This window comes from Roseateles sp. P5_E8 (assembly GCF_054177665.1).
On the sequence record NZ_JBGCUM010000075.1, the window covers coordinates 1 to 20,384 of the forward strand.

A 20,384-nucleotide genomic window follows, 5' to 3' on the forward strand; every position below is an offset into this window, starting at 1 on the left:
CGAGCAATCCCAATTCAGCGTCGCTAGGGCGACGCGGTCTCTGCCAGCACCTCTGTGGCGTCGCCCCAGCGACGCGGCGGTTCATGGTGAGCCCGGCGTGCAGCCGGCGTTAGGCGGCTTGAAGTGGCGCGCCATGGAACTCGTCACAAGTACAGCAGCGAGAGCGCAGCGGTTCGCGTCTGCCTTAAACCGCGCTGAGTGTTTTCGCGCGCCGCTTTTGGCGGCGTCGCGGTCGTGTGCGGTTCAGGGCCTCTTCTTTGGTGACTTTCTTCTGGCCCCGCAGAAGAAAGTTACCCGGCCGCCGGGACGGACCCCCGGCAATGCACCGAGTCAAACAGGCTCTTCGCAAAAGCAACCAGCAAACCAGCAAGCCTCAACTCCCTCCCACCAAATGCGCATCATCAAAAAAGTAGTCCTTCACCGACGCTGGCTTGTTCTTGATGGCGCCCACCCGATGCATGAAATCCGCCAGCGCAAACGTGTTCTCCGGCGTCAACTTGAACTCCACCTCCGGATTGCGAATGATCTTCAGCAGCAGCGCCCGATCCACCTTGCTCTTGTTGGTACGCAGGTAGATGTCAGCCGCCTTCTCGGGGTCCGCCTTCACCAGCCGCGCCGCCTCAGACAAAGCATCCACAAACGCCCGATACGTCTTCGGGTTGTCCTTGCGGAATTTCTCCGTCGCGTACAGCACCGTCGCCGACGCCGGCCCGCCCAGCACGTCATAGCTCTTCAAAACCACATGCGCCGAAGGATTGCCCGCAAGCACCTGGTCCTGGAACGGCGGATTGCCGAAGTGGGCGTTGATCTCGGTGCCACCCTTGATGAGCGCGGCCGTCGCCTCCGGGTGAGGCAGCGCCACCTGCAGGCGATCCAGCTTGTTGAACTGGGCATCGCCCCACAGCTTGGCAGAGGCCAGCTGCAGGATGCGCGACTGCACGGACACGCCGGTGGCGGGCGTGGCGATGCGGTCCTTGTCGCCGAAGTCGGCAATGGTCTTCACCGCCGGGTTGGTGCTGACGAGGTAGTACGGGAAATTGCCTAACGACGCCACGCCGCGCACGTTCTGCTTGCCATTCGTGCGGTCCCAGATCGTCAGCAGCGGGCCGACGCCTGCGCCGGCAATGTCGATGCCGCCGGACAGCAGCGCCTCGTTGACGGCCGCGCCGCCCGAGAGCTCGATGAACTCGACCTGCACCTCCGGCAGGCCTTGCGCCTTGCCATGCTTCTGGATGAGCCCTTGGTCCTTGGCCACGTCCAGCAGCAGGTAGACGATGCCGAACTGCTCGGCGATGCGGATGCGGCCTTCGGCTTGTGCGGCGAGTGGCAAGGCGATGAGGATGGAGAGCGCCAGGCGGCGCAGGGTCTTGTTCAGGGTCATGATCAAAAAGGCGTGTCGCCCTCGATGGTGGTGCGGTGCAGGTGGCGGCGCAGCTCGGGCGGGCAGCCGGCGGCCAGGTGGGTGACGGAGCGGTTGTCCCAGAACACCATGTCGTGCGGCTGCCAGCGGTGGCGGTACTGCAGCTCGGGCGCCGAGCCGTAGGCGAACAGCTCGGCCAGCAGCGCCCGGCTCTCGTCGTCGGGCAGGTCGACGATGCGGGTCGTGAAGTGCTCGCTGACGAACAGGCCCAGGCGCCCGGTCTCGGGGTGGGTGCGAACGACGGGGTGGACGACCGGCTTGACCTGCGCCACCTGCTCGTCGCTGAGCTTGGGCCGCCAGGGGCTGCGCTCGCGCAGCTCCTCATACTTGGCGAGGTAGGAATGTTCGGCGCGCAGCTTGCGCACGCGCTGTTTCAACTCGGGCGGCAGCGCCTCCCAGGCGGCGTGTTGGTCGGCAAACAGCGTGTCGCCGCCATCGCTGGGCAGCTCCTGGGCCAGCAGCATGGAGCCAAGGCTGGGCGTTTCCTTGTACGAGAGGTCGGAGTGCCAGAAGTGGCCCGCGTCGCCCAAGCCGGCCGGCTGGCCGTTCTCGACGATGTTGGAGACGATGAGGATCTCCGGGTAGCCCTTGAGGTGGAACTGGTGCAGCACATGGATCTGCAGCGGGCCGAAGCGGCGGCTGAAGGCAACCTGCTGCTCAGGGCTGATGCGCTGGTCGCGGAAGACCAGCACATGGTGGTCCAGATGCGCGCGGTGGATGCGGCGGAAGTCCTCTTCGGCCAGCGGCTGGCGCAGGTCCAGGCCGACGACCTCGGCGGCGAAGCTGCCCGGCAGCGGGCGGATCTCGATGTGCTGTGAACGCGCCAGTTGGGCGGGTTCCTCGAAAACTGTGGCACTCATGGCGGCCCTCATGCGAAAACCACACAAGGCCAGGGCCGGGGCCTTCGTCGGCGAACGAAGCAAAGCAAGGACCGTTATGCGGCCAGCGAGCTTGGGCAGCCTGCGAATGAAAAAAGGCGCAATGCACGAATGCATTGCGCCTTCGAAGGAGTGACCCGCGTCAGGCGCGAGCCAGGCGACGCACCACCGAGACGAGATGGTCGATCTCGTCGCAGGTGTTGTAGAACGCGAACGACGGCCGCACGGTGGCTTCCACGCCGAAGCGGCGCAGGATGGGCTGGGCGCAGTGGTGGCCGGAGCGCACCGCGATGCCTTCCTCCGCCAGCGCCTTGCCCACCGCCGACGTCTCGTGCCCGGCCAGCACGAAGCTCAGCACGCTGGCCTTGTCGGCCGCAGTACCGATGAGCCGCAAGCCCGGGATGGGGCGGATGGCTTCCGTCGCGTAGGCCAGCAAATCGTGCTCGTAGCGGGCGATGTGGTGCAGGCCGATGCGCGAGACGTAGTCCAGCGCGGCGCCCAAACCCGCAGCGTCGGCGATGTTGCCCGTGCCGGCCTCGAACTTCGCCGGTGCCGGCTGGAAGACGGTGCGATCAAACGTGACGTCAGCAATCATGTTGCCGCCACCCTGCCAGGGCGGGATGGCGTCCAGCACCTCCTTGCGGCCGACGACCGCACCGATGCCGGTGGGGCCGAAGATCTTGTGGCCGCTGAAGATGAAGAAGTCGCAACCGATGGCCTGCACGTCCACCGCGAGGTGGGACACCGACTGCGCGCCGTCCACCAGCGTCGTCACGCCCTGCCGCTGCGCGATGCCGACCAGTTCCTGCACCGGCACGACCGTGCCGAGGGCATTGCTGACCTGCGTCACGGCGAGCAGCTTGGCGCGCGGGCTGCCGAGGAGCTTCTGCGCCTCGCTGAGGATGACCTGGCCGCTATCGTCCACCGGGATCACGCGCAGGTGCGCACCCTTGCGCGCAGCGAGCTGCTGCCAGGGCACGATGTTGGCGTGGTGCTCCAGGTGGGAGACGACGATCTCGTCACCCTCGCCGACGTTCTGCTCGCCCCAGGTGTTGGCCACGAGGTTGATGGCCTCGGTGGCGCCGCGCACGAAGATGACTTCGTCCGCCGAGCGCGCATTGACGAACTGGGCCACCGTCTTGCGAGCACCTTCGTAGGCATCCGTCGCCCGTGCCGCCAGTGTGTGGGCGGCGCGGTGGATGTTGCTGTTCTCGTGCTCGTAGAAGTAGGTCAGGCGGTCGATGACGGCCTTGGGCTTCTGCGTCGTGGCCGCGTTATCGAACCACACCAGCTGACGGCCGTTGACGCGCTCCGACAGGATGGGAAAGTCCCGCCGGATGGCGTTCACGTCGAAGGGCTGGCGCTGGCTTTGCAGCTGGTGCTTGTTCGGTAGCTCACCGGCGTGATGGCCTGCTGCGCCGGGGTGGCGTGGCTGCAGATCCAGCATATAGAGCGAAGGCTGCTGAGACGCGACGCTGCCGGGCTCGACGAAGTAGTAGCCCGAAGGCACGGCTTCGCGTAGCGACGGCGCCGCGAACTGCTGCGGCACAGCGGGCGCCTGGGCGCTGCCGACGCCGGGCACGCTGGTGAGCGCAACGTTGGGCACGTCGGGCACACCCTTGGCAGCCTGTGCCTGCGGCGCGCCAGCCTGCTCGAGGAAGTAGTACCCCGAACTTGTGGAACCAGGCACGGCTTCGCGTTGCGATGGCGCGATCTGCTGCGGCACGCCCAGCAACTGGCTGCCGCTGCGGCCGTCGATGCCCGGCACGCTGGTCAGCAGCACATCGGGCACGCCGTTGCCGGCCTGCGCGTGGGGCGCGCGAGCCGGTGACGGACGCGCCAGCGCAGCGGCTTGGTCGGGGCCGGTGGGCGCCAGGTTGAGGCCGGGCGCCGCAGCGCCGAAGCCGCCGAACTGCGTGGTGGTGGGCTGGGGCAGCGGGCCGCTCGGCACGCCACCGGGCAGCGGGTTGGACGGCACGTTGAGGCCACCGGCGGACTGCACCGGCTGCAGCGACGGGGCGGACCCCGTGCTCAAGCTGCCGAACAGCTCGTTGGCCAGCCTGGCCAGTGACGCAACGTCGAACGGGCTCTCGACCACGTCAGCGGTAGGTGTCAGGGTACTCATGGTACTTGCCCACTTCCACGTCTTCGAGCACGGCCAGCGCGTCGTCGCTGTGCACCGCGAGCGAGCAGTACAGGCTGATCAGGTAGGAGGCAATCGCGTTGCGGTTGATGCCCATGAAGCGCACCGACAGGCCCGGGCCCTGCTCACCCGGCAGGCCGGGTTGATACAGGCCGACGACGCCCTGCCGCTTGTCGCCCACGCGCAGCAGGATGATGCTGGTCTTGCCGTCGTTCACGGGCACCTTGTCGCTGGGGATCAGCGGGATGCCGCGCCAGGTCAGGAACTGGCTGCCAAACAGGCTGATGGTGGGCGGCGGCACGCCACGGCGCGTGCACTCGCGGCCGAAGGCGGCGATGCCCAGCGGGTGGGTCAGGAAGAAGGCGGGCTCTTTCCAGACCTTGCCGAGCAGGTCGTCCAGGTCATCGGGCGTAGGCGCGCCGGTCAGCGTGGAGATGCGCTGCTCGTCCGCGACGTTGGCCAGCAGGCCGTAGTCGGGGTTGTTGATCAGCTCGGATTCCTGGCGCTCCTTGATGGTCTCGATGACGATGCGCAGCTGCTCCTTGATCTGGTCGTGCGGGCTGCTGTAGAGGTCGGACACGCGGGTGTGCACGTCCAGCACGGTGGCCACGGCGTTCAGGAAGTACTCGCGCGGCGCCGCGTCGTAATCTGCGAAGGTGACGGGCAGTTCGGCCTCGTCGCGCTTGGCACAGGCGACCTTGACGGCCTCGGGGTCGGCCACCTTGTTGAGGCGGTAGATGCCGGCTTCCACCGGGATCCACTGCAGCAGATGCGTCAGCCAGCGCGGCGTGATGGTGGAGAGCTGCGGGACGGTTTTTGTCGCGTTCGCAAGCTGGCGCGCAGCGGTGTCGCTGAGCGCGAGTTGGGTGGGATCAGCCATGGATCAAAGGGCTCCGGTCGGGGGTGGTGGTGAGAATGAAAGAAGGGCTTCAGGAGCGTGTGTCCTGGAAGGCAGCTTGCGAGGCCTGCAGCGAGGCTTGCGAGATCTGGCTGCCGGGCGGCACGCTGCGCGTCAGCCAGACGTTGCCGCCTATGACCGAGCCGGCGCCGATAGTGATGCGGCCCAGCACGGTGGCGCCGGCGTAGATGACGACGTCGTCCTCCACCAGCGGGTGGCGCGGCTGGCCCTTGTGGGCGTGGCCGGCTTCGTCGGTAGGGATGCTCTTGGCCCCTAACGTGACGTTCTGGTAGATGCGCACACGCTGGCCGAGCACGGCCGTCTCGCCGATGACAACGCCGGTGCCGTGGTCGATGAAACAACCCGCACCAATCTGCGCGCCGGGATGGACGTCGATGCCGGTCTGGGCATGCGCCAGCTCGGCGATGACGCGCGCGATCAGCGGCAGGCTCAGGCGATAGAGCTCGTGCGCAAGGCGGTGGCTGATGAGGGCATGCAGGCCCGGGTAGCAGAGCAGCACTTCATCGACGCTGCGCGCGGCGGGGTCGCCCTGGAAGGCGGCGATGACGTCGCTGTCCAGCAGCTCGCGCACGGCGGGCAGGCGGGCCGCGAAGTGAGCCACGCGCTCGGCTGCTTCGTTGTAGGGCGGCGCCTCGACGCCGCGCAGCCGCGCGTCATGGCCCAGCTCGAGCGCCACCTGCTGGCGCAGCCGCGACAGCGCCGCGCCCAGCGTGTGGCCAACGTAATAGTCCTCGCCCTCGGGCTGCAGGTCGGGTGGGCCCAGGCGCATCGGGAACAGCGCGCCGGCCAGCTGTTGCACGACGACGGCCAGCAGTTCGCGCGACGGCAGCTCGCGGCCACCGGCGTCCCAGCGGCGATGCTCCTCACGCCAGCGGCGGCGGGCACCGCGCAGAGCGGAGACGATGCCGGCCAAGTCGTCGGTCGGGTCGGCGCTCATCTCTCAATCCTGAATCCACGGCAGGCCATGGAAGCGCCAGCCGTTGAAGTGGCCGCGCTGCTTCTGGTCGTCGCTGTCGCCCTCGAAGCCTTCCTGCACATTGAAGACGTTGGCCAGGCCGGCCTTGGTGGCAGCCTCGGCGGCCAGCGCCGAGCGCTTGCCGCTGCGGCACAGCAGCAGCACCGGCAACTCGTTGCCGGACTTCGGCCCGACCTTGGCGTCCAGCTCCTTGGCAAAGCGCGGGTTGCGGTTCAGCGACGTACCGGTGGCCCACGCGACATGCACGCTGCTCGGCACATGGCCAACGAAATGGCGCTCCTCGGTGCTGCGCACGTCCACAAGGACGGCGCGGCCCGCCTGGACCAGGGCCCAGGCATCGCGCGGCGCCACGCTGCCCGCATAGGTCAGCGCAGCGGCCTGGGCAGCCTCACGGGCTTGCGTCAGGGCTTCGGGTTCATCGAGAACTGAGGTACTCATGTCGGGTCTCATGCGAAAACCGAGCAAGGCTAGGCCTCGGGCGTTCTTCGGCAAACGAAGCAAAACGCGGACGGTTATGCGCTTTGCGCGCTATGGGATGCGTAATGCCCCCACGCATGAAATCGCGCATTCGGGCTGAGCGCCGGGCCGCTCCCAAGCCGGCCCGCTTGGGCGATGTGCTCGCGGCTCGATGCCACGAGCATCGCCGCCCCCGGGGGACCGGCCGGGAACGCCCGCGTTCAGCGGGGCGGGACCGGACGAGCGGCTTCAGTTTCACCAGAAAAAAACCCTTCGGCCGCAGCGCGGCTCGAAGGGTTGAATCCACCCAGGCGGGAGGAGGAGACAAGCAGATGAGCCGTTAGCTTAACGCTGCTGCGGCGGCGCAGCGATCAAGAAAATGACTGAGCTCATGACGAAAATGCCGACGCTCGGCGTCGGGCTTCGTCTCGGCGGCTTCCAGCGCCCGGCCGAGGCCTTCCTTCGGTCGTCCACATGCGCGATGCCAATCGATGACCGGTGGGCAAAAAATCACGACAGTGGTTGCCCAAACTTAAATATGATGCTCGTCATGCGACAAACAACTTCCAACGCCAGGGCCGCTGCCAAGGAGGCTTCACACGAGCGCATCGTGTCAGCCGCCGCGCGGGCCATTCGCCGCAGCGGCTACGACGGCACGGGCGTCGCGGACATCATGAAGGAGGCCGGCCTGACGCATGGCGCCTTCTACGCGCACTTCGCCTCGCGAGAGGCCATGCTGGCGGAAGCGGCCGGCCAGGCCTGCGCCGAGTCGGCCGCCGCTGCGGCCGACGTGGTGGCCCGCACGCCAGCCGACAAGGCCCTGGAGACCATGCTTCTGGCCTACCTGTCCCGCGGCCATGCCGATCAGGTGGAACTGGGATGTCCACTGGCTGCGCTCGGTTCCGAGACATCGCGCCAGGCACCCGAGGTGCGCCGCGTGACGACCCGCCACATCAAAGCCATGGTGGACCTCATCGCCCGCCAGTCGCCCGACTGGGGCCAGGCTGCCGCTCACGAGCAGGCGCTGGTGACGCTGTCCACCATGGTCGGTGCGCTGCTGCTGGCGCGCGCCGTCGACGAGCCCGCGCTGTCGGACAACCTGCTCGAAGCCGCGCTGAAGCGCCTGCTCCCCGCCCAACGCTGAACTGCACCGGTGGAAGCCGACTTTTTGCTCGCCAATAAATATGATGATCATCATGCCAAACACCATCGACGCCGTCCCTGGCGCGACCAACCGGGCTCGCTGCGCGCCGCGTCAGCCGACGAGTTCCAAAACCCCACACGCGGACGGAGAAACACAATGACCATGAAGAACAGCAAGGTCGCCCTCGTGACGGGCGCCTCCTCGGGCATAGGCCAGGCGACCGCCGAGCGGCTCGCCAAGGCGGGCTACACCGTCTACGGCACCAGCCGGCAGGGCCGCCAGGCCGGGCAGCGCGGGTTTGAGATGCTGGCGCTGGACGTGACGCTGGACGATTCGGTGGCGGCCGCCGTGCAGAAGGTCATCGAGGTGGAAGGTCGCATCGACCTGCTCGTCAACAACGCCGGCTTTGGCGTGGCGCCGGCCGGCGCGGAGGAGAGCTCCATCGCGCAGGCGCAGGCCATCTTCGACACCAACTTCTTCGGCATGGTCCGCATGACCCGCGCCGTGTTGCCGCATATGCGCCTGTGCAAGAGCGGGCGCATCCTCAACATCGGCTCGGTGCTGGGCTTCCTGCCCATGCCCTACGGCGCGCTCTACGCCGCCACCAAGCACGCGGTCGAAGGCTATTCGGAGTCGCTCGACCATGAGCTGCGCACCCGAGGCATCCGGGTCTCGGTCATCGAGCCGGCCTACACGAAGACGCCGTTCGATGCGAACTTCCTGGAGCCCGACGCCAAGCTCGACGAGTACCGCGAGGCTCGCGCGGCCGTGACCGAGAGGGTCAGGCAAGTGATGGCGACGGCGGACCAGCCGGGCGTCGTTGCCGAGGTCGTGCTGAAAGCCGCCAGCGCCACGAGCACGAAGCTCCGGTACACGGCCGGCGGGCTCGCCAGCCGCCTGCGTTTGCTGCGCACGTTCGCGCCCGCCGGCATGGTGGACGCCGGCGTTCGACGCGACCTGCGGCTCGACGCACTGTCGTTGGCGAGCGCATCATGAAAGCCTTTGTCCTCGACCGCTACGGCAAGAACCGCGCGTTGCGGCTGGCCGACGTGCAAGACCCGGTCTTGCAGGATGACGAGGTGCTCGTCCACGTCCATGCCGCCGGCGTCAACTTGCTGGACGCCAAGATCAGGAGCGGCGAGTTCAAGCTCATCCTGCCCTACCGACTGCCGCTGGTGCTGGGCCACGACGTGGCCGGCGTCGTCACCCGGGTCGGCTCGCGCGTGCGGCGCTTCAAGCCGGGCGACGAGGTCTATGCGCGGCCCGACGACTTCCGCATCGGCAGCTTCGCCGAGCAGGTGGCGGTCAAGGAATGGGCCCTCGCGATCAAGCCCAAGGGGCTGAGCATGGAAGAGGCCGCGTCGCTGCCGCTGGTGGCCTTGACGGCCTGGCAGGCGCTGGTTGAGAAGACCGGGCTGCGCAAGGGTCAGAAGGTCTTTATCCAGGCCGGCTCGGGTGGCGTCGGGACATTCGCCATCCAGCTGGCCAAGCACCTCGGCGCCACGGTGGCCACCACGACCAGCAGCGCCAACATCGAACTGGTGAAGCGCCTGGGCGCCGATGTCGTCATCGACTACAGGACCGACGACTTCGAGGCGCAGCTGAAGGACTACGACGTGGTGCTGCACAGCCAGGACACGGCGGCGCTGGAGAAGTCGCTGCGCGTGCTCAAACCCGGCGGCACGCTCATCTCCATCTCCGGCCCGCCCGACCCCGCGTTTGCCAAGGGCCAGGGTGCGCCGTGGTTCGTGCAGCTCGCCATTCGACTGCTGAGTGCCAAGGTCCGAAGAACGGCGGCCCGCCTTGGCTTGAACTACACCTTCCTGTTCATGCGCGCCAACGGTCAACAGCTGGGCCAGATCACCGAGCTGGTCGAAGCCGGTGCGATTCACCCGGTCGTCGACCGGGTGTTTCCATTCGAGGCGACCAACGAGGCGCTGGCCTATGTCGAGACGGGCCGGGCCAAGGGCAAGGTGGTCATCAAGGTGAGGTAGCCGCGCGGTGCCGATGCGCGCTGCCGTCGGCCTGGCGGTAGTGCTCGCCCAGCACGTCGCGGCCGAAGTCACCGTCGAAGTCGCGCCAGACCGAGTGGACATGGTTGCCGCCCGAGTTGTCGAACTCGATGAGGAAGCGCGCGCCCTGGATGCGGAAGTAGTGCGGCTCGCCGGCCTTGAGCGAGCCGGCCCAGCCGATGCGGATCGTGTCCAGCAGCGCGGCCCGCACGCGCGCCAGCCGCGTCTGAGCCAGGTCGGGCTGCAGGTGGTCGGCGAAGGCAGCGATCAAGTGCAGCGCCTGGGCCTGCTGGGCGGCGTCCATGTCGGCCAAGGGCAGGCCCACGGCATCCAGCGGACTGGCGCGCCTGGCATTGCCGCTGACGATGTCGCCGAAGGGCCGCGCGCTGAACACGGCACGCGCGCGCTGCGCCGGGCTCAGGCCGGCCAGCCAGGCGCGTGCCAGGTCCTCCTCATTGCCCAGCAGCCGCAGGCCCGCACGCGGCGCGCCGCCGCCCACATCGCGCGCCACGGTGGCCGGGTTGGCGCCGAAGAACTGCGGCAGCGTGGCCACGAGGCGGTCGCCGGCCAGGCTGAAATGCAGCGACAGGTGATGGCCCTCGATGCGCCAGCCCCAAGCGACCGCCCCCGGCTCGCCGTAGAGGGCAACGGCGTAGTTCTCCGGGTCGCGCGACAGGCCCGAGGCTTCGAGCTGGCGCAGCGTGATCTCCAGCGCCATGACGGCGCGCACCTTGTCCAGCCCGCGCTCGTTCAACGCCGTGCGCAGCAGCGCCGTCGTGGTCTCGCGCTGGGCGGGCGCCATGGCCTTCCACGCCAGGCCGTCGCGGCGGCGCGGCGTGTAGTGCCAGTCGCTGCGGGCGCTGTCGGTGAAGGGCAGCAGCAGGCTGGCGCGCTGCGCGGCCGGCGTGGCGTCGACGAGGGCCCGCGCCGCCTGCGTGGCGCCCGGCGTCTGGGCGCACAGTGCCGGTGCGAAGGCCAGGGCGGACAGGACCAGCAGCGAACGGCGTGACGTCATCGCGCAAACATAGCCGAGCCACCGCACGGAGCCAATCCCTGTCGGCATCCCCAATACAACCCATGACTCATCACCTGTGGTCTTTCGGTCGCCCTGCGTTTGGACTACCTTCACTTCGACTTTGGCAAGGAGGCCGGCATGAAGCGGGTTGTATTGATCGCAGGGGCCTTGTGCAGCGCTGGTGCTGCGTTGGCGCAGGACGCTGACCTGAGCGTGTCGGCCGGGCTGAGGGCGTGGAACACCGACTGGACGACGTTCACCTACGCGCCCAGCGGTACAGGCCGGGTGCTCAAGCAAGTCACCGCCAGCGCCAAGACGGCGCTCATGCCCAGCGTCAGCGTGCGCTACGGCGCGTTCCGCGGCACGCTCAGCGCGCTCACGTCGACAAGCTACGGCTTCGATGACAACACGAGCGGCAAGCGCAGCGAGTTCGACGCCAACCTCGCCTACAGCGTCCTGCCCGGCCTGGCGCTCACGCTGGGTTACAAGGGCATGACGCAGTCCGGCAACTCGGGCTCCTACCGGCCCTCGGGCCCGGTGCTGGGCGTCAGCGCCAGCGCGCCCATCGGCGAAGGCCTGGCCATCTACGGCTCGCTGGGCCTGGGGCGGCTGAAGACGCGGTCCGGCGACAACATCCAGTTCAAGGCGGAGTACGGCCTCACCGAGGTGGGCCTGACCTATGCACTGACGACCGACCAGCCGCGCTGGACGCTGACCGGCGGCTACCGCATGCAGGTGCTGCGCTCCAAGGACGCCCTCCCCGAAACCGGCCAGGACGGCCGCGACAACACGCAGGGCTTCACGCTCGGGGTTCTCGTTAGCTTCTAGAGTTGCGGCGGCGGCGGCTCGCCCGGGCAGCCGGCAAAGCAGAACCTGCCGCCAAACGAGCCATAGACATAGGGCGTCTGGCGCTCGTAATAGCTGCTCAGCGTCTCGGTCTCAACACCCTGGACGACGCGGCCGATGAAGTCCTGCACCAGCAGACCCTTGCTGCCCATGTGCCGCAGCACATGCTTGGTGAGCGGCCCATTGCGGCCATCGCCGTCGAAGGCGGCGCGGCCAGAGCCGGTCGCATAAAGCACGAAGGTGGCGCGCGGCGCGTTCGTGATCGGTGCGAGGCCCGTGCCCGCGCTGCCGGTGGCCTCGATGGCGCGGACGAGGTTGGACTTGCTTGCCGGTGCCACTGGCGCTGCCCCCACGCCACGCCCACCCGCACCAGGCTTGAACAGCTCGGTGCGGCAGGCATCCAGGATGACCATCTGGAAGCGCGTGGGCCGCTGCGCCAGGCGGTTGAACAGCTCGGCCACCGGATAGAGCGGACGCTGGGCCTCCTCGCCGGCCTTGCGGGTCGGGGCCGTTGTGGGAACGAGGTAATTGGCGCCACTCACCTGCACGCCGTGGCCGGAGAAATAGAACACGCCGGCGCTGTCGGGGCCGAGTTGGTCGACGTAGTCCTTCACGCGTGCCTCGAACTCGGCGCGGTCGCGCACGTCGGTGTGGCACATCGCCTTGAAGCCGGCCCGCTTCAGCGCGGCGCACATGTCGGCGACGTCGTGGGCCGGGTTGGTCAGCGCCGGCGCGTTCTCGTAGGCCGAGTTGCCGATGACCAGCGCGACCCTGGTGCCGCCGCCGCTGCCGATCCGAGGCAAGCCGGCGCAGGCAGCCAAGGACGCCACGACACCACACAGCAAGGCAAGCAACAGCCGTCTCCGTCTCATACGCGCTTCCTGACGCCAAGGGCGGCGAATCATGCGCCGCGCAATGAAGAAGCTCAATCGTTTTGCTTCGTTGGCTTGAGGATGCGCGCTGCCTAGAGTGCCGGCATGTCCACCGCCTCCGTCCTGTCGCCAACCCCGCCCTCGCTGATCCTGCAGCGAGTGGGCCAGTCGCGCGGCGGGCGGCCCTTGTTCGACGGCGTCGACCTGGCGCTTCACCCCGGCCAGCTGCTGTGGGTGCAGGGCGCCAACGGCAGCGGCAAGACCAGCCTGCTGCGCCTGATCTGCGGCCTGAGCGCGCCGCGCGCGGGCCGGGTGCATGTGGGGCAGGCGCTGCTCTATGTCGGCCACAAGCCGGGGCTGAAGGACCAGCTCTCGGTCATCGAACAACTGCGCAGCAGCGCGGCCCTGGCCGGGCGGCCCTGCAGCGAGCCCGAGGCGCTGGCCGCGCTGGCGCCGGTGGGCCTGGACGAAGCCGCCGGCCTGCGCCTGGCGCAGCTGTCTGAAGGCCAGCGCCGCCGCGCCGCGCTGGCCCAGCTGTGGCTGCCGCAGGTGGCGCCGCTGTGGGTGCTGGACGAACCCCTGGCCGCGCTGGACTCGGCCATGGCCGACCGCCTCGCGCAACGCCTTGACCGCCATGCCGAAGAGGGCGGCAGCGCCGTCTTCACCAGCCACCAGGCCCTGCCGCTCAAACGCAGCGTTCGCAACCTACGCCTCGGGCGGCTGTGATGGGCGCAGCCCTGCAAGCCGCCGCAGCCATCACGCGGCGGGAGTGGTCTGGCACGCTGCGCCAGCCGGCCGAGTGGCTGACGCCGCTGGCCTTCGTCGTCGGCGTGGCGCTGATGTTCCCGCTCGGCCTGGGGCCTGAACCCGCACGACTGCGCGAGCTGGCGCCGGGCCTGTTGTGGATTGCCGCGCTGCTGGCCAGCCTGCTGTCGCTGCCGCGCCTGTTCGCCGCCGACCTGGCCGACGGCAGCCTGGAGCAGTGGTGGTTGTCGCCGCTGCCGCGTCCGCTGGCCGTCGCTCTCAAACTGGCCGTGCACTGGGCGCTGAGCGGCCTGCCTCTTGTGCTGCTGGCGCCCCTGCTGGCGCTGGCCTTTGGCGTTGAAGACCCGCTTCCTCTCGCGCTCAGTCTGCTGCTCGGCACACCGGCGCTGGCACTGCTGGGCGGCCTGGGCGCGGCGCTGGTGCTGCATGCGCGCGCCGGGGCCGGCCTGCTGGCCTTGCTGCTGCTGCCGCTGCAAGTGCCGGTGCTCGTCTTCGGCACGGCGGCGGCCAATGGCGGCGCCAACGCCGATTCGGCCCTGCTGCTGCTTGGCGCCTGGCTGGCCGTGCTGCTGGCGCTGGCGCCCTGGGCCACGGCCGCCGCTCTCTCTTTGATGCTCGACTGATGACCTCACCACACCCTCTCTGGCGCTACGCGAGCCCCACCCACTTCCTGCCGCTGACCGGCCGGCTGCTGCCCGTGCTGTGGGTGCTGGCCGTGCTCGGCATAGGCGCCGGCCTGGCCCTGGGCCTCTTCATCGCGCCGACCGACGCGCAGCAGGGCGAGACCTACCGCATCCTCTACCTGCATGTGCCGGCCGCGTGGATCGCCATGGTCTGCTACGGCGCCATGGCCTTCTGGGCGCTGTGGGGCCTGGCGTGGAAGACGCGCCTGGCGCTTGTGTTGATGCGGGCGCTGGCGCCCACCGGCGCGTTGTTCGCGGTGCTCACGCTCATCACCGGCTCGCTCTGGGGCAAGCCGATGTGGGGCACCTGGTGGGTGTGGGACGCGCGCCTCACCTCGGCCCTGCTGCTGGCCCTGCTCTACATGGGCTTCATCGCGCTGACCCACGCCGTCGACACACCCGACGACCCGCGCCGTGGCGACCAGGCCGGCGCGCTGCTGGCGTTGGCGGGCGCGCTCAACCTGCCGGTGCTGTACTTCTCGGTCACCTGGTGGAACACGCTGCACCAGGGCGCATCCATCAACCTGCGCGGCAGCAGCATTGCGCCGCAGATGCTGGCCGGCCTGCTGCTGTCCACGCTGGGCTTCTGGGCCTATGCCGGCGCGGCGGTGCTGACGCGCGCGCGGCTGCTGCTGCAGGCGCGCGTCGACTCCGAAACACGCTGGCCGCGCGCCATCGGGAGCCTGGCATGACAGAGCTGTTCGGCGAACACGGCGCCTTCGTCTGGATCTCGCTCGCGGCCGTGGCCATCGGCATTGCGCTTGAGCTGTGGACGCTCAGAAAGGCCGCGCGATGAAGCCCCGCCACCAACGCCTGCTGGGCCTGCTGGCCATGCTGGCCCTGCTGGCGCTGGCCGGCGGCCTGGTGCTGAAGGCCTTCAGCCAGAACCTCGTCTTCTTCGTCACGCCCAGCGAGATCGCGCGTGGCGAGGCGCCGGCCGGCAAGCGCTTCCGTCTCGGCGGCCTGGTGGCGCCGGGCTCGGTGCAGCGCGAGGCAGGCGGCCTGCGCTTCACGGTCACCGACGGCGTGCAGAACGTGGCCGTCAGCTACCGGGGCCAGGTGCCGGACCTGTTCCGCGAAGGCAAGGGCGTCGTCGCACAAGGACGTCTCTCGGGACTGCATTTCGTCGCCGACGAGGTGCTGGCCAAGCATGACGAGAACTACATGCCGCCCGAAGCCGCTGCGGCGTTGAAGCGGGCCTCCGCGAAATGACAGCCGAGCTGGGTCAGTTCGCGCTGCTGCTGGCGCTGGCGGTCGCCATCACGCAGACGGTGCTGCCGCTATGGGGCGCGCAACGCGGCAACACGCGCTGGATGGCGCTGGGCCGGCCGCTCGCCGTGGTGAGCTTCGGTCTCGTCAGCGCCGCGCTGGCCGCGCTGGTGGGCAGCTTTGTCGCGCTGGACATGTCGGTCGCCTACGTGGCCGCCAATGCCAGCAGCGAGCTGCCGCTGGGCTATCGCATCACCGCCACCTGGGGCGGCCACGAGGGCTCGCTGCTGCTGTGGGTGTGGATCCTGGCCGCCTGGGGCGCGGCCGTGGCCTGGCGCAGCGCCGCTCTGCCCGAGCCCTTCGCCGCGCGGGTGCAGGGCGTGCTGGGCGCCATTGCCGCCGGCTTCCTGGCCTTCATCGCCTTCACGTCCAACCCCTTCGCGCGCCTGCTGCCCGCGCCGCTGGACGGCCGTGACCTGAACCCGCTGCTGCAAGACCCCGGCATGGCCGCCCACCCGCCGCTGCTCTACATGGGCTATGTCGGCTTCGCGGTCGGCTTTGCCTTCGCCGTGGCGGGCCTGCTGGAGGAAGAGATCTCGCCGCGCTGGACGCGCTGGGCCCGGCCCTGGGTGCTGGCCGCGTGGTCGGCGCTGACGGCGGGCATCGGCCTGGGCAGCTTCTGGGCTTACTACGAGTTGGGCTGGGGCGGCTTCTGGTTCTGGGACGCCGTCGAGAACGCCGCCTTCATGCCCTGGCTGCTGGGCACGGCCCTCATCCATTCGCTGGCCGTGGCCGAGAAGCGGCCGGGCTTCCTGCGCTGGAGCCTGCTGCTGGCGCTGCTGGCCTTCTCGCTGTCGCTGCTGGGCACCTTCCTCGTGCGCTCGGGCGTGGTCAGCTCGGTCCACGCGTTTGCCAGTGACCCGGCGCGCGGCCTCTTCATCCTGGTGCTGCTGGCCGTGTCGGTGGGCGGGTCCCTGGCGCTCTATGCCTGGCGCGCCCACCGCGCGCCACCGGCAGAGTCCTTCTCGCTGGGCTCGCGCGAATCGCTGCTGCTGCTGAACAACCTGCTGCTGGCCACGGCCACCGCCACGGTGCTGCTGGGCACGCTCTACCCGCTGGCGGCCGAGGTCATCAGCGGCACCAAGCTGTCGGTCGGCGCGCCCTATTTCGACGCCGTCTTCCCGCCCATCATGTTGCCCCTGGTGGCGCTGCTCGTCATCGGGCCGCTGGCGCGCTGGCGGCTGGCTGCATTGCAGCGTGCCAAGCCTTTGCTGCCGCTGGCGCTCGCCGCGCTGGCTGGCGCCGCGGTGCTTGCCTTGAGCCTGCAAGGCACGCTGTGGATGGCCGCCGGCATCGCCACTGGCCTGTGGGCGCTGGGCGGCACGCTGGCCCTGGCCTGGCGCCAGCGCGCGGCCTGGCGGCACGGCGCGCCGCTGTGGCTGGCGCATGGCGGCATCGCCGTCTTCGTGCTGGGCGTGACGCTGGTGCGCAGCCTGGAGCATGCGCACGACCTGACCCTGGCCCCCGGCGAGCAGGCGCGCGTGGCGGGCCACCAACTTGTCTTCCAGAAGCTGGACGCGGTGGACGGCCCCAACTACCGCGCCGCGCGCGCCACGCTGAGCTGGCACCGTGGCGACAGCCCTCTCCTGCTGACGCCCGAGAAACGCGTCTATGGCCGCCGCCAGGTCGCCATGACCGAGGCCTTCATCTCGCGCGGCCTCTGGCGTGATGTCTATGTCAGCCTCGGCGACGCCGATGCCGACGGCCGCTGGGGCTTGCGCGTGCAGGTCAAGCCCTTCATGGCCTGGGTCTGGATGGGCGTGCTGGCCATGGCCGGCGGCGGCGTCTGGGGCGTGTTCGCCCACCGCCGCAGGCCGAAGACCCAAGCCGCCACTGAAACCGCCACACCTCTCATCGCTCCCACACTGTCGACCCCATGAAGCTCCGCCTTGCCGCCCTGCTGCCCCTGCTCGGCGCCGCCGCCCTCGTGGCCTTGCTGGCGCGCGGCCTGCTGCAACGCGACGCGCAGGCCGAACCCACGTCACCCCTGATCGGCAAGCCGGCACCCGCGCTCAACCTGGAACGGTTGGACGGCGACACCCCTGCTCCCAAAGGCGAGGTCTGGGTGCTGAATGTCTTCGCGTCCTGGTGCGCGCCCTGCCGCGCCGAGCTGCCGGTGCTGGGCCAGTTGGCCGAGCAGAGCGGCGTGCGTGTCGTCGGCCTGGACTACCGCGACACGCCCGAGCTCGGCCTGGCCTTCCTGAAGCGCCACGGCAACCCCTATGCGCTGACCTGGCGCGACCCCGAGGGCAAGGGCAGCATGGCCTGGGGCGTGACCGGCGTGCCCGAGACCTTCGTCATCGACCGGCGCGGTGTCGTGCGCCTGCGCCACACCGGGCCGGTGACGGCGGACGACCTGAACAAGCGGCTGCTGCCGTTGATCAAGAGGCTGCAAGGTGCGTGAAGTCGTTGCGTCAGCCCTGCTGGCCGCCGCGCTCACCGCGCATGCCGCCGAAGACCTCGACACGCGCGTGGAGCGCCTGGCGCAGGAGCTGCGCTGCGTCGTCTGCCAGAGCCAGAGCGTGGCCGAGTCCAACGCGCCGCTGGCCGTCGACATGAAGCGCCATCTGCGCGAAGGCCTGGCTACCGGCCGCAGCGAGGACGAACTGCGCGCCGAACTCGTGCAGCGCTACGGCGAGCAGGTGCTCTACCGCCCGCCGCTGCACGCCGGCACCGCGCCGCTGTGGTTCGGGCCGCTGGCGCTGCTGGCCATCGGCGGCCTCGTCTATTGGCGCAACGGCCGCAGGCAAGAAGGCAGGGCATGACGCTCTTCCTCCTCGCCGCTGCCGCGTTGACGCTCACCGCGCTGCTGCCGCTGGCGCCGGCCCTGCTCGGTCCCGCCGGCCCACGCGCCTGGCGCACCGCCGCCGCACTAGGCTTGGCCCTGCCGCTGGCCGCCGGCCTGCTCTACGCCCAACTCGGCCGGCCCGACGCCCTCAACCCCGCTCCACCGCCAGTGGCCGCTAACCCCGTGCAGCAGATGGTGCAGCGCCTGGCCAACCGCCTGCAAGGCGCGCCGGACGACCCCGAGGGCTGGGCCCTGCTCGCCCGCGCCTACGAGCAGCTCGGCCGGCCGCAGGACGCCCTGGCCGCCTACGCGCAGCTCGAACGACTGCGCCCCAGCGACCCGCAGCCGCTGAGCCAGCACGCCGTCACGCTGGCCCTGGTGAAGGGCGAGGGCCTGGCCGGCGAACCCGAGGCGCTGCTGCAACGCGCGCTCAGGCTGGACCCCAAACACGTGCCCACGCTGGCCCTGCTCGGCAGCGCGGCGGTGGAGCGCGGCGACACGGCAGCGGCCGTCGGCTACTGGCGACGCGTGCTGGCCGAGGTGCCGGCGGGCAGCGACATGGCGGTTGCGCTGCGCGACAACATTGCGAAGGCTCAGGCGCGCTGACACTGGCTACATTGCCGCCTGCCCGCCCGCCGAGGTCCTTTTGAACGACATCTCCACACCGCGCCCGCAGCCCGTCGGCTTCTGGGAAGCCCTGCGCTTCTGGCTCAAGCTCGGCTTCATCAGCTTCGGCGGGCCGGCCGGGCAGATCGCCATCATGCACACCGAGCTGGTGGAGCGCCGGCGCTGGATCAGCGAGAAGCGTTTCCTGCACGCGCTGAACTACTGCATGCTGCTGCCCGGCCCCGAGGCCCAGCAGCTCGCCACCTACATCGGCTGGCTGATGCACCGCACTCGCGGCGGGCTGGTGGCCGGCGCGCTGTTCGTGCTGCCGTCGCTGTTCATCCTCGTCGCGCTGTCCTGGGTCTACCTCGCCTGGGGCAAGCTGCCGCTGGTGGCCGGCCTGTTCTACGGCCTGAAGCCGGCCGTGACGGCGCTGGTCGTGCATGCGGCCCACCGCATCGGCACGCGCGCGCTGAAGAACGGCTGGCTGTGGGGCATCGCGGCGGCGGCCTTCGTTGCCATCTTTGCGCTGGACGCGCCCTTCCCCCTCATCGTGCTGGGCGCGGCCGCCATCGGCCACTTCGGCGGGCGGCATGCGCCGCAGGTCTTCGCCACCGGCGGCGGCCATGGCAGCAAGCAGCAGAGCTATGGCCCCGCCCTCATCGACGACGACACGCCGACGCCGCCCCACGCCCTGTTCACCCGCAGCCGGCTGGCGCGCGTCCTCGTCATCGGCCTGGGGCTTTGGGCCGTCGCCATGGCCGGCCTCGTGCTCGCCCACGGACTGCACGGCGCGCTGACGCAGATGGGCTGGTTCTTCACCAAGGCTGCGCTGCTGACCTTTGGCGGCGCCTACGCGGTGCTGCCCTATGTCTACCAGGGCGCCGTGGAGCAGCACCAGTGGCTGAGCGGCACGCAGATGATCGACGGCCTGGCCCTGGGCGAGACGACACCGGGCCCGCTCATCATGGTGGTGGCCTTCGTCGGCTTTGTCGGCGGCTGGACCAAGCAGCTGTTCGGGCCTGACGCCCTGTTCCTGGCCGGCGCGGCCGCCGCGACGGTGGTCACCTTCTTCACCTTCCTGCCGTCCTTCGTCTTCATCCTGGCCGGCGGGCCGCTCATCGAGTCCACCCACGGCAAGCTGCAGTTCACCGCGCCGTTGACGGCCATCACGGCGGCTGTCGTCGGCGTCATCCTCAACCTCGCCATGTTCTTCGCCTGGCATGTGCTGTGGCCGCAAGGCTGGAGCGGGCGCTTCGACTGGGTCTCGGCGCTGATCGCCGTGGGCGCCGGCATCGCACTGTTCCGCTTCAAGATCGGCGTGCTGCCGCTGCTGGCGCTGTGCGCGGGCCTGGGCTTTGTGCTGACGCTTCTGGGCCTGGCCGCATGAGGCGACGCGAGCTGCTGGCCACGTTGATGCTGCCCGCCCTCGCCCACAGCTCGACGCAGGACCTCGCGCGCCTGCTGGCCGAGCGCTATCCGGTCAACGCGCCGCTGGGTTATGTCAGCGCGCTGATCTGGTCCGCCCAGCGCCGGCTGGGCGGCGCGCTGCCGGCCGCCGGCCAGCGCGCGGTCGCCGAGCTGCGGCAGGC

Annotated in this window: 22 protein-coding genes; 14 read left to right on the forward strand and 8 right to left on the reverse strand. The window is 69.7% G+C overall.

The features are described from left to right. Positions 1 to 373: 373 nt before the first annotated feature. From ACXRVZ_RS25160 to ACXRVZ_RS25185, 6 genes are all read right to left on the reverse strand, one after another. Complete coding sequence (locus tag ACXRVZ_RS25160; protein WP_457423159.1) at positions 374 to 1,381, reverse strand: ABC transporter substrate-binding protein; 1,008 nt, start codon at positions 1,379 to 1,381, stop codon at positions 374 to 376. A gap of 2 nt (positions 1,382 to 1,383) precedes the next feature. Further along, complete coding sequence (locus ACXRVZ_RS25165) at positions 1,384 to 2,280, reverse strand: TauD/TfdA dioxygenase family protein (protein ID WP_457423161.1); 897 nt, start codon at positions 2,278 to 2,280, stop codon at positions 1,384 to 1,386. A gap of 160 nt (positions 2,281 to 2,440) precedes the next feature. Further along, complete coding sequence (locus tag ACXRVZ_RS25170) at positions 2,441 to 4,423, reverse strand: family 2A encapsulin nanocompartment cargo protein cysteine desulfurase (RefSeq protein WP_457423163.1); 1,983 nt, start codon at positions 4,421 to 4,423, stop codon at positions 2,441 to 2,443. Further along, positions 4,398 to 5,321, reverse strand: coding sequence for a family 2A encapsulin nanocompartment shell protein (locus ACXRVZ_RS25175; RefSeq protein ID WP_457423165.1), 924 nt, complete (start codon positions 5,319 to 5,321; stop codon positions 4,398 to 4,400). The genes ACXRVZ_RS25170 and ACXRVZ_RS25175 overlap by 26 nt, the downstream gene beginning before the upstream one ends. A gap of 49 nt (positions 5,322 to 5,370) precedes the next feature. Next, positions 5,371 to 6,297: a serine O-acetyltransferase EpsC gene (gene epsC, locus ACXRVZ_RS25180; RefSeq protein ID WP_457423167.1), complete on the reverse strand. Its 927-nt coding sequence runs from the start codon at positions 6,295 to 6,297 to the stop codon at positions 5,371 to 5,373. A 3-nt stretch (positions 6,298 to 6,300) separates the two neighbouring features. After that, positions 6,301 to 6,774: a rhodanese-like domain-containing protein gene (locus ACXRVZ_RS25185; RefSeq protein WP_457423169.1), complete on the reverse strand. Its 474-nt coding sequence runs from the start codon at positions 6,772 to 6,774 to the stop codon at positions 6,301 to 6,303. 556 nt (positions 6,775 to 7,330) lie between these two features. Here ACXRVZ_RS25185 and ACXRVZ_RS25190 point away from each other — a divergent pair. From ACXRVZ_RS25190 to ACXRVZ_RS25200, 3 genes are all read left to right on the forward strand, one after another. Further along, the gene (locus ACXRVZ_RS25190) at positions 7,331 to 7,936 is read left to right on the forward strand and encodes a TetR/AcrR family transcriptional regulator (RefSeq protein ID WP_457423171.1); all 606 of its coding nucleotides are present in this window, start codon (positions 7,331 to 7,333) and stop codon (positions 7,934 to 7,936) included. Between the two features lie 156 nt (positions 7,937 to 8,092). Beyond that, on the forward strand, positions 8,093 to 8,932 hold the full coding sequence (locus ACXRVZ_RS25195; protein WP_457423173.1) for an oxidoreductase: 840 nt from the start codon (positions 8,093 to 8,095) through the stop codon (positions 8,930 to 8,932). Further along, the gene (locus ACXRVZ_RS25200) at positions 8,929 to 9,930 is read left to right on the forward strand and encodes an NADP-dependent oxidoreductase (protein WP_457423175.1); all 1,002 of its coding nucleotides are present in this window, start codon (positions 8,929 to 8,931) and stop codon (positions 9,928 to 9,930) included. The genes ACXRVZ_RS25195 and ACXRVZ_RS25200 overlap by 4 nt, the downstream gene beginning before the upstream one ends. Here ACXRVZ_RS25200 and ACXRVZ_RS25205 read toward each other — a convergent pair. Next, positions 9,917 to 10,963, reverse strand: a complete 1,047-nt coding sequence (locus ACXRVZ_RS25205; RefSeq protein ID WP_457423177.1) for a DUF3500 domain-containing protein — start codon at positions 10,961 to 10,963, stop codon at positions 9,917 to 9,919. The genes ACXRVZ_RS25200 and ACXRVZ_RS25205 overlap by 14 nt on opposite strands. A gap of 138 nt (positions 10,964 to 11,101) precedes the next feature. On the opposite strand from ACXRVZ_RS25205, the gene ACXRVZ_RS25210 reads away from it, so the two are divergent. Then, complete coding sequence (locus ACXRVZ_RS25210) at positions 11,102 to 11,791, forward strand: outer membrane protein (RefSeq protein ID WP_457423179.1); 690 nt, start codon at positions 11,102 to 11,104, stop codon at positions 11,789 to 11,791. Here ACXRVZ_RS25210 and ACXRVZ_RS25215 read toward each other — a convergent pair. After that, on the reverse strand, positions 11,788 to 12,663 hold the full coding sequence (locus ACXRVZ_RS25215) for a caspase family protein (protein ID WP_457423182.1): 876 nt from the start codon (positions 12,661 to 12,663) through the stop codon (positions 11,788 to 11,790). The two genes, ACXRVZ_RS25210 and ACXRVZ_RS25215, sit on opposite strands and share 4 nt — an antisense overlap. A 123-nt stretch (positions 12,664 to 12,786) precedes the next feature. Here ACXRVZ_RS25215 and ccmA point away from each other — a divergent pair, with 123 nt between their 5' ends. From ccmA to ACXRVZ_RS25265, 10 genes are all read left to right on the forward strand, one after another. Further along, positions 12,787 to 13,407: a heme ABC exporter ATP-binding protein CcmA gene (gene ccmA, locus ACXRVZ_RS25220; protein ID WP_457423184.1), complete on the forward strand. Its 621-nt coding sequence runs from the start codon at positions 12,787 to 12,789 to the stop codon at positions 13,405 to 13,407. Next, entirely contained in the window at positions 13,407 to 14,069 is a 663-nt protein-coding gene (gene ccmB / locus ACXRVZ_RS25225; RefSeq protein ID WP_457423186.1) for a heme exporter protein CcmB, read from the forward strand. Before ccmA ends, ccmB begins: the two co-directional genes overlap by 1 nt. Further along, positions 14,069 to 14,821 (forward strand): heme ABC transporter permease CcmC, encoded by a 753-nt coding sequence (ccmC, locus tag ACXRVZ_RS25230; RefSeq protein WP_457423188.1) that lies wholly within the window; start codon positions 14,069 to 14,071, stop codon positions 14,819 to 14,821. The genes ccmB and ccmC overlap by 1 nt, the downstream gene beginning before the upstream one ends. Positions 14,822 to 14,921: 100 nt before the next feature. Then, positions 14,922 to 15,341 (forward strand): cytochrome c maturation protein CcmE, encoded by a 420-nt coding sequence (gene ccmE / locus ACXRVZ_RS25235; RefSeq protein ID WP_457423190.1) that lies wholly within the window; start codon positions 14,922 to 14,924, stop codon positions 15,339 to 15,341. Then, a complete protein-coding gene (locus tag ACXRVZ_RS25240) occupies positions 15,338 to 17,278 on the forward strand; it encodes a heme lyase CcmF/NrfE family subunit (protein WP_457423192.1) in 1,941 nt (646 codons plus the stop codon). Before ccmE ends, ACXRVZ_RS25240 begins: the two co-directional genes overlap by 4 nt. Continuing rightward, a complete protein-coding gene (locus tag ACXRVZ_RS25245) occupies positions 17,275 to 17,802 on the forward strand; it encodes a DsbE family thiol:disulfide interchange protein (RefSeq protein WP_457423194.1) in 528 nt (175 codons plus the stop codon). Before ACXRVZ_RS25240 ends, ACXRVZ_RS25245 begins: the two co-directional genes overlap by 4 nt. Beyond that, positions 17,795 to 18,163, forward strand: a complete 369-nt coding sequence (locus ACXRVZ_RS25250) for a cytochrome c-type biogenesis protein (RefSeq protein WP_457423196.1) — start codon at positions 17,795 to 17,797, stop codon at positions 18,161 to 18,163. The genes ACXRVZ_RS25245 and ACXRVZ_RS25250 overlap by 8 nt, the downstream gene beginning before the upstream one ends. Further along, complete coding sequence (locus tag ACXRVZ_RS25255) at positions 18,160 to 18,792, forward strand: tetratricopeptide repeat protein (RefSeq protein ID WP_457423198.1); 633 nt, start codon at positions 18,160 to 18,162, stop codon at positions 18,790 to 18,792. Before ACXRVZ_RS25250 ends, ACXRVZ_RS25255 begins: the two co-directional genes overlap by 4 nt. Before the next feature lie 40 nt (positions 18,793 to 18,832). Further along, positions 18,833 to 20,182 (forward strand): chromate efflux transporter, encoded by a 1,350-nt coding sequence (gene chrA, locus ACXRVZ_RS25260; RefSeq protein ID WP_457423200.1) that lies wholly within the window; start codon positions 18,833 to 18,835, stop codon positions 20,180 to 20,182. Next, positions 20,179 to 20,384, forward strand: a 206-nt coding sequence (locus ACXRVZ_RS25265; RefSeq protein ID WP_458232969.1) for a hypothetical protein, incomplete at its 3' end; no start/stop codon positions are given. The genes chrA and ACXRVZ_RS25265, both read left to right, overlap by 4 nt.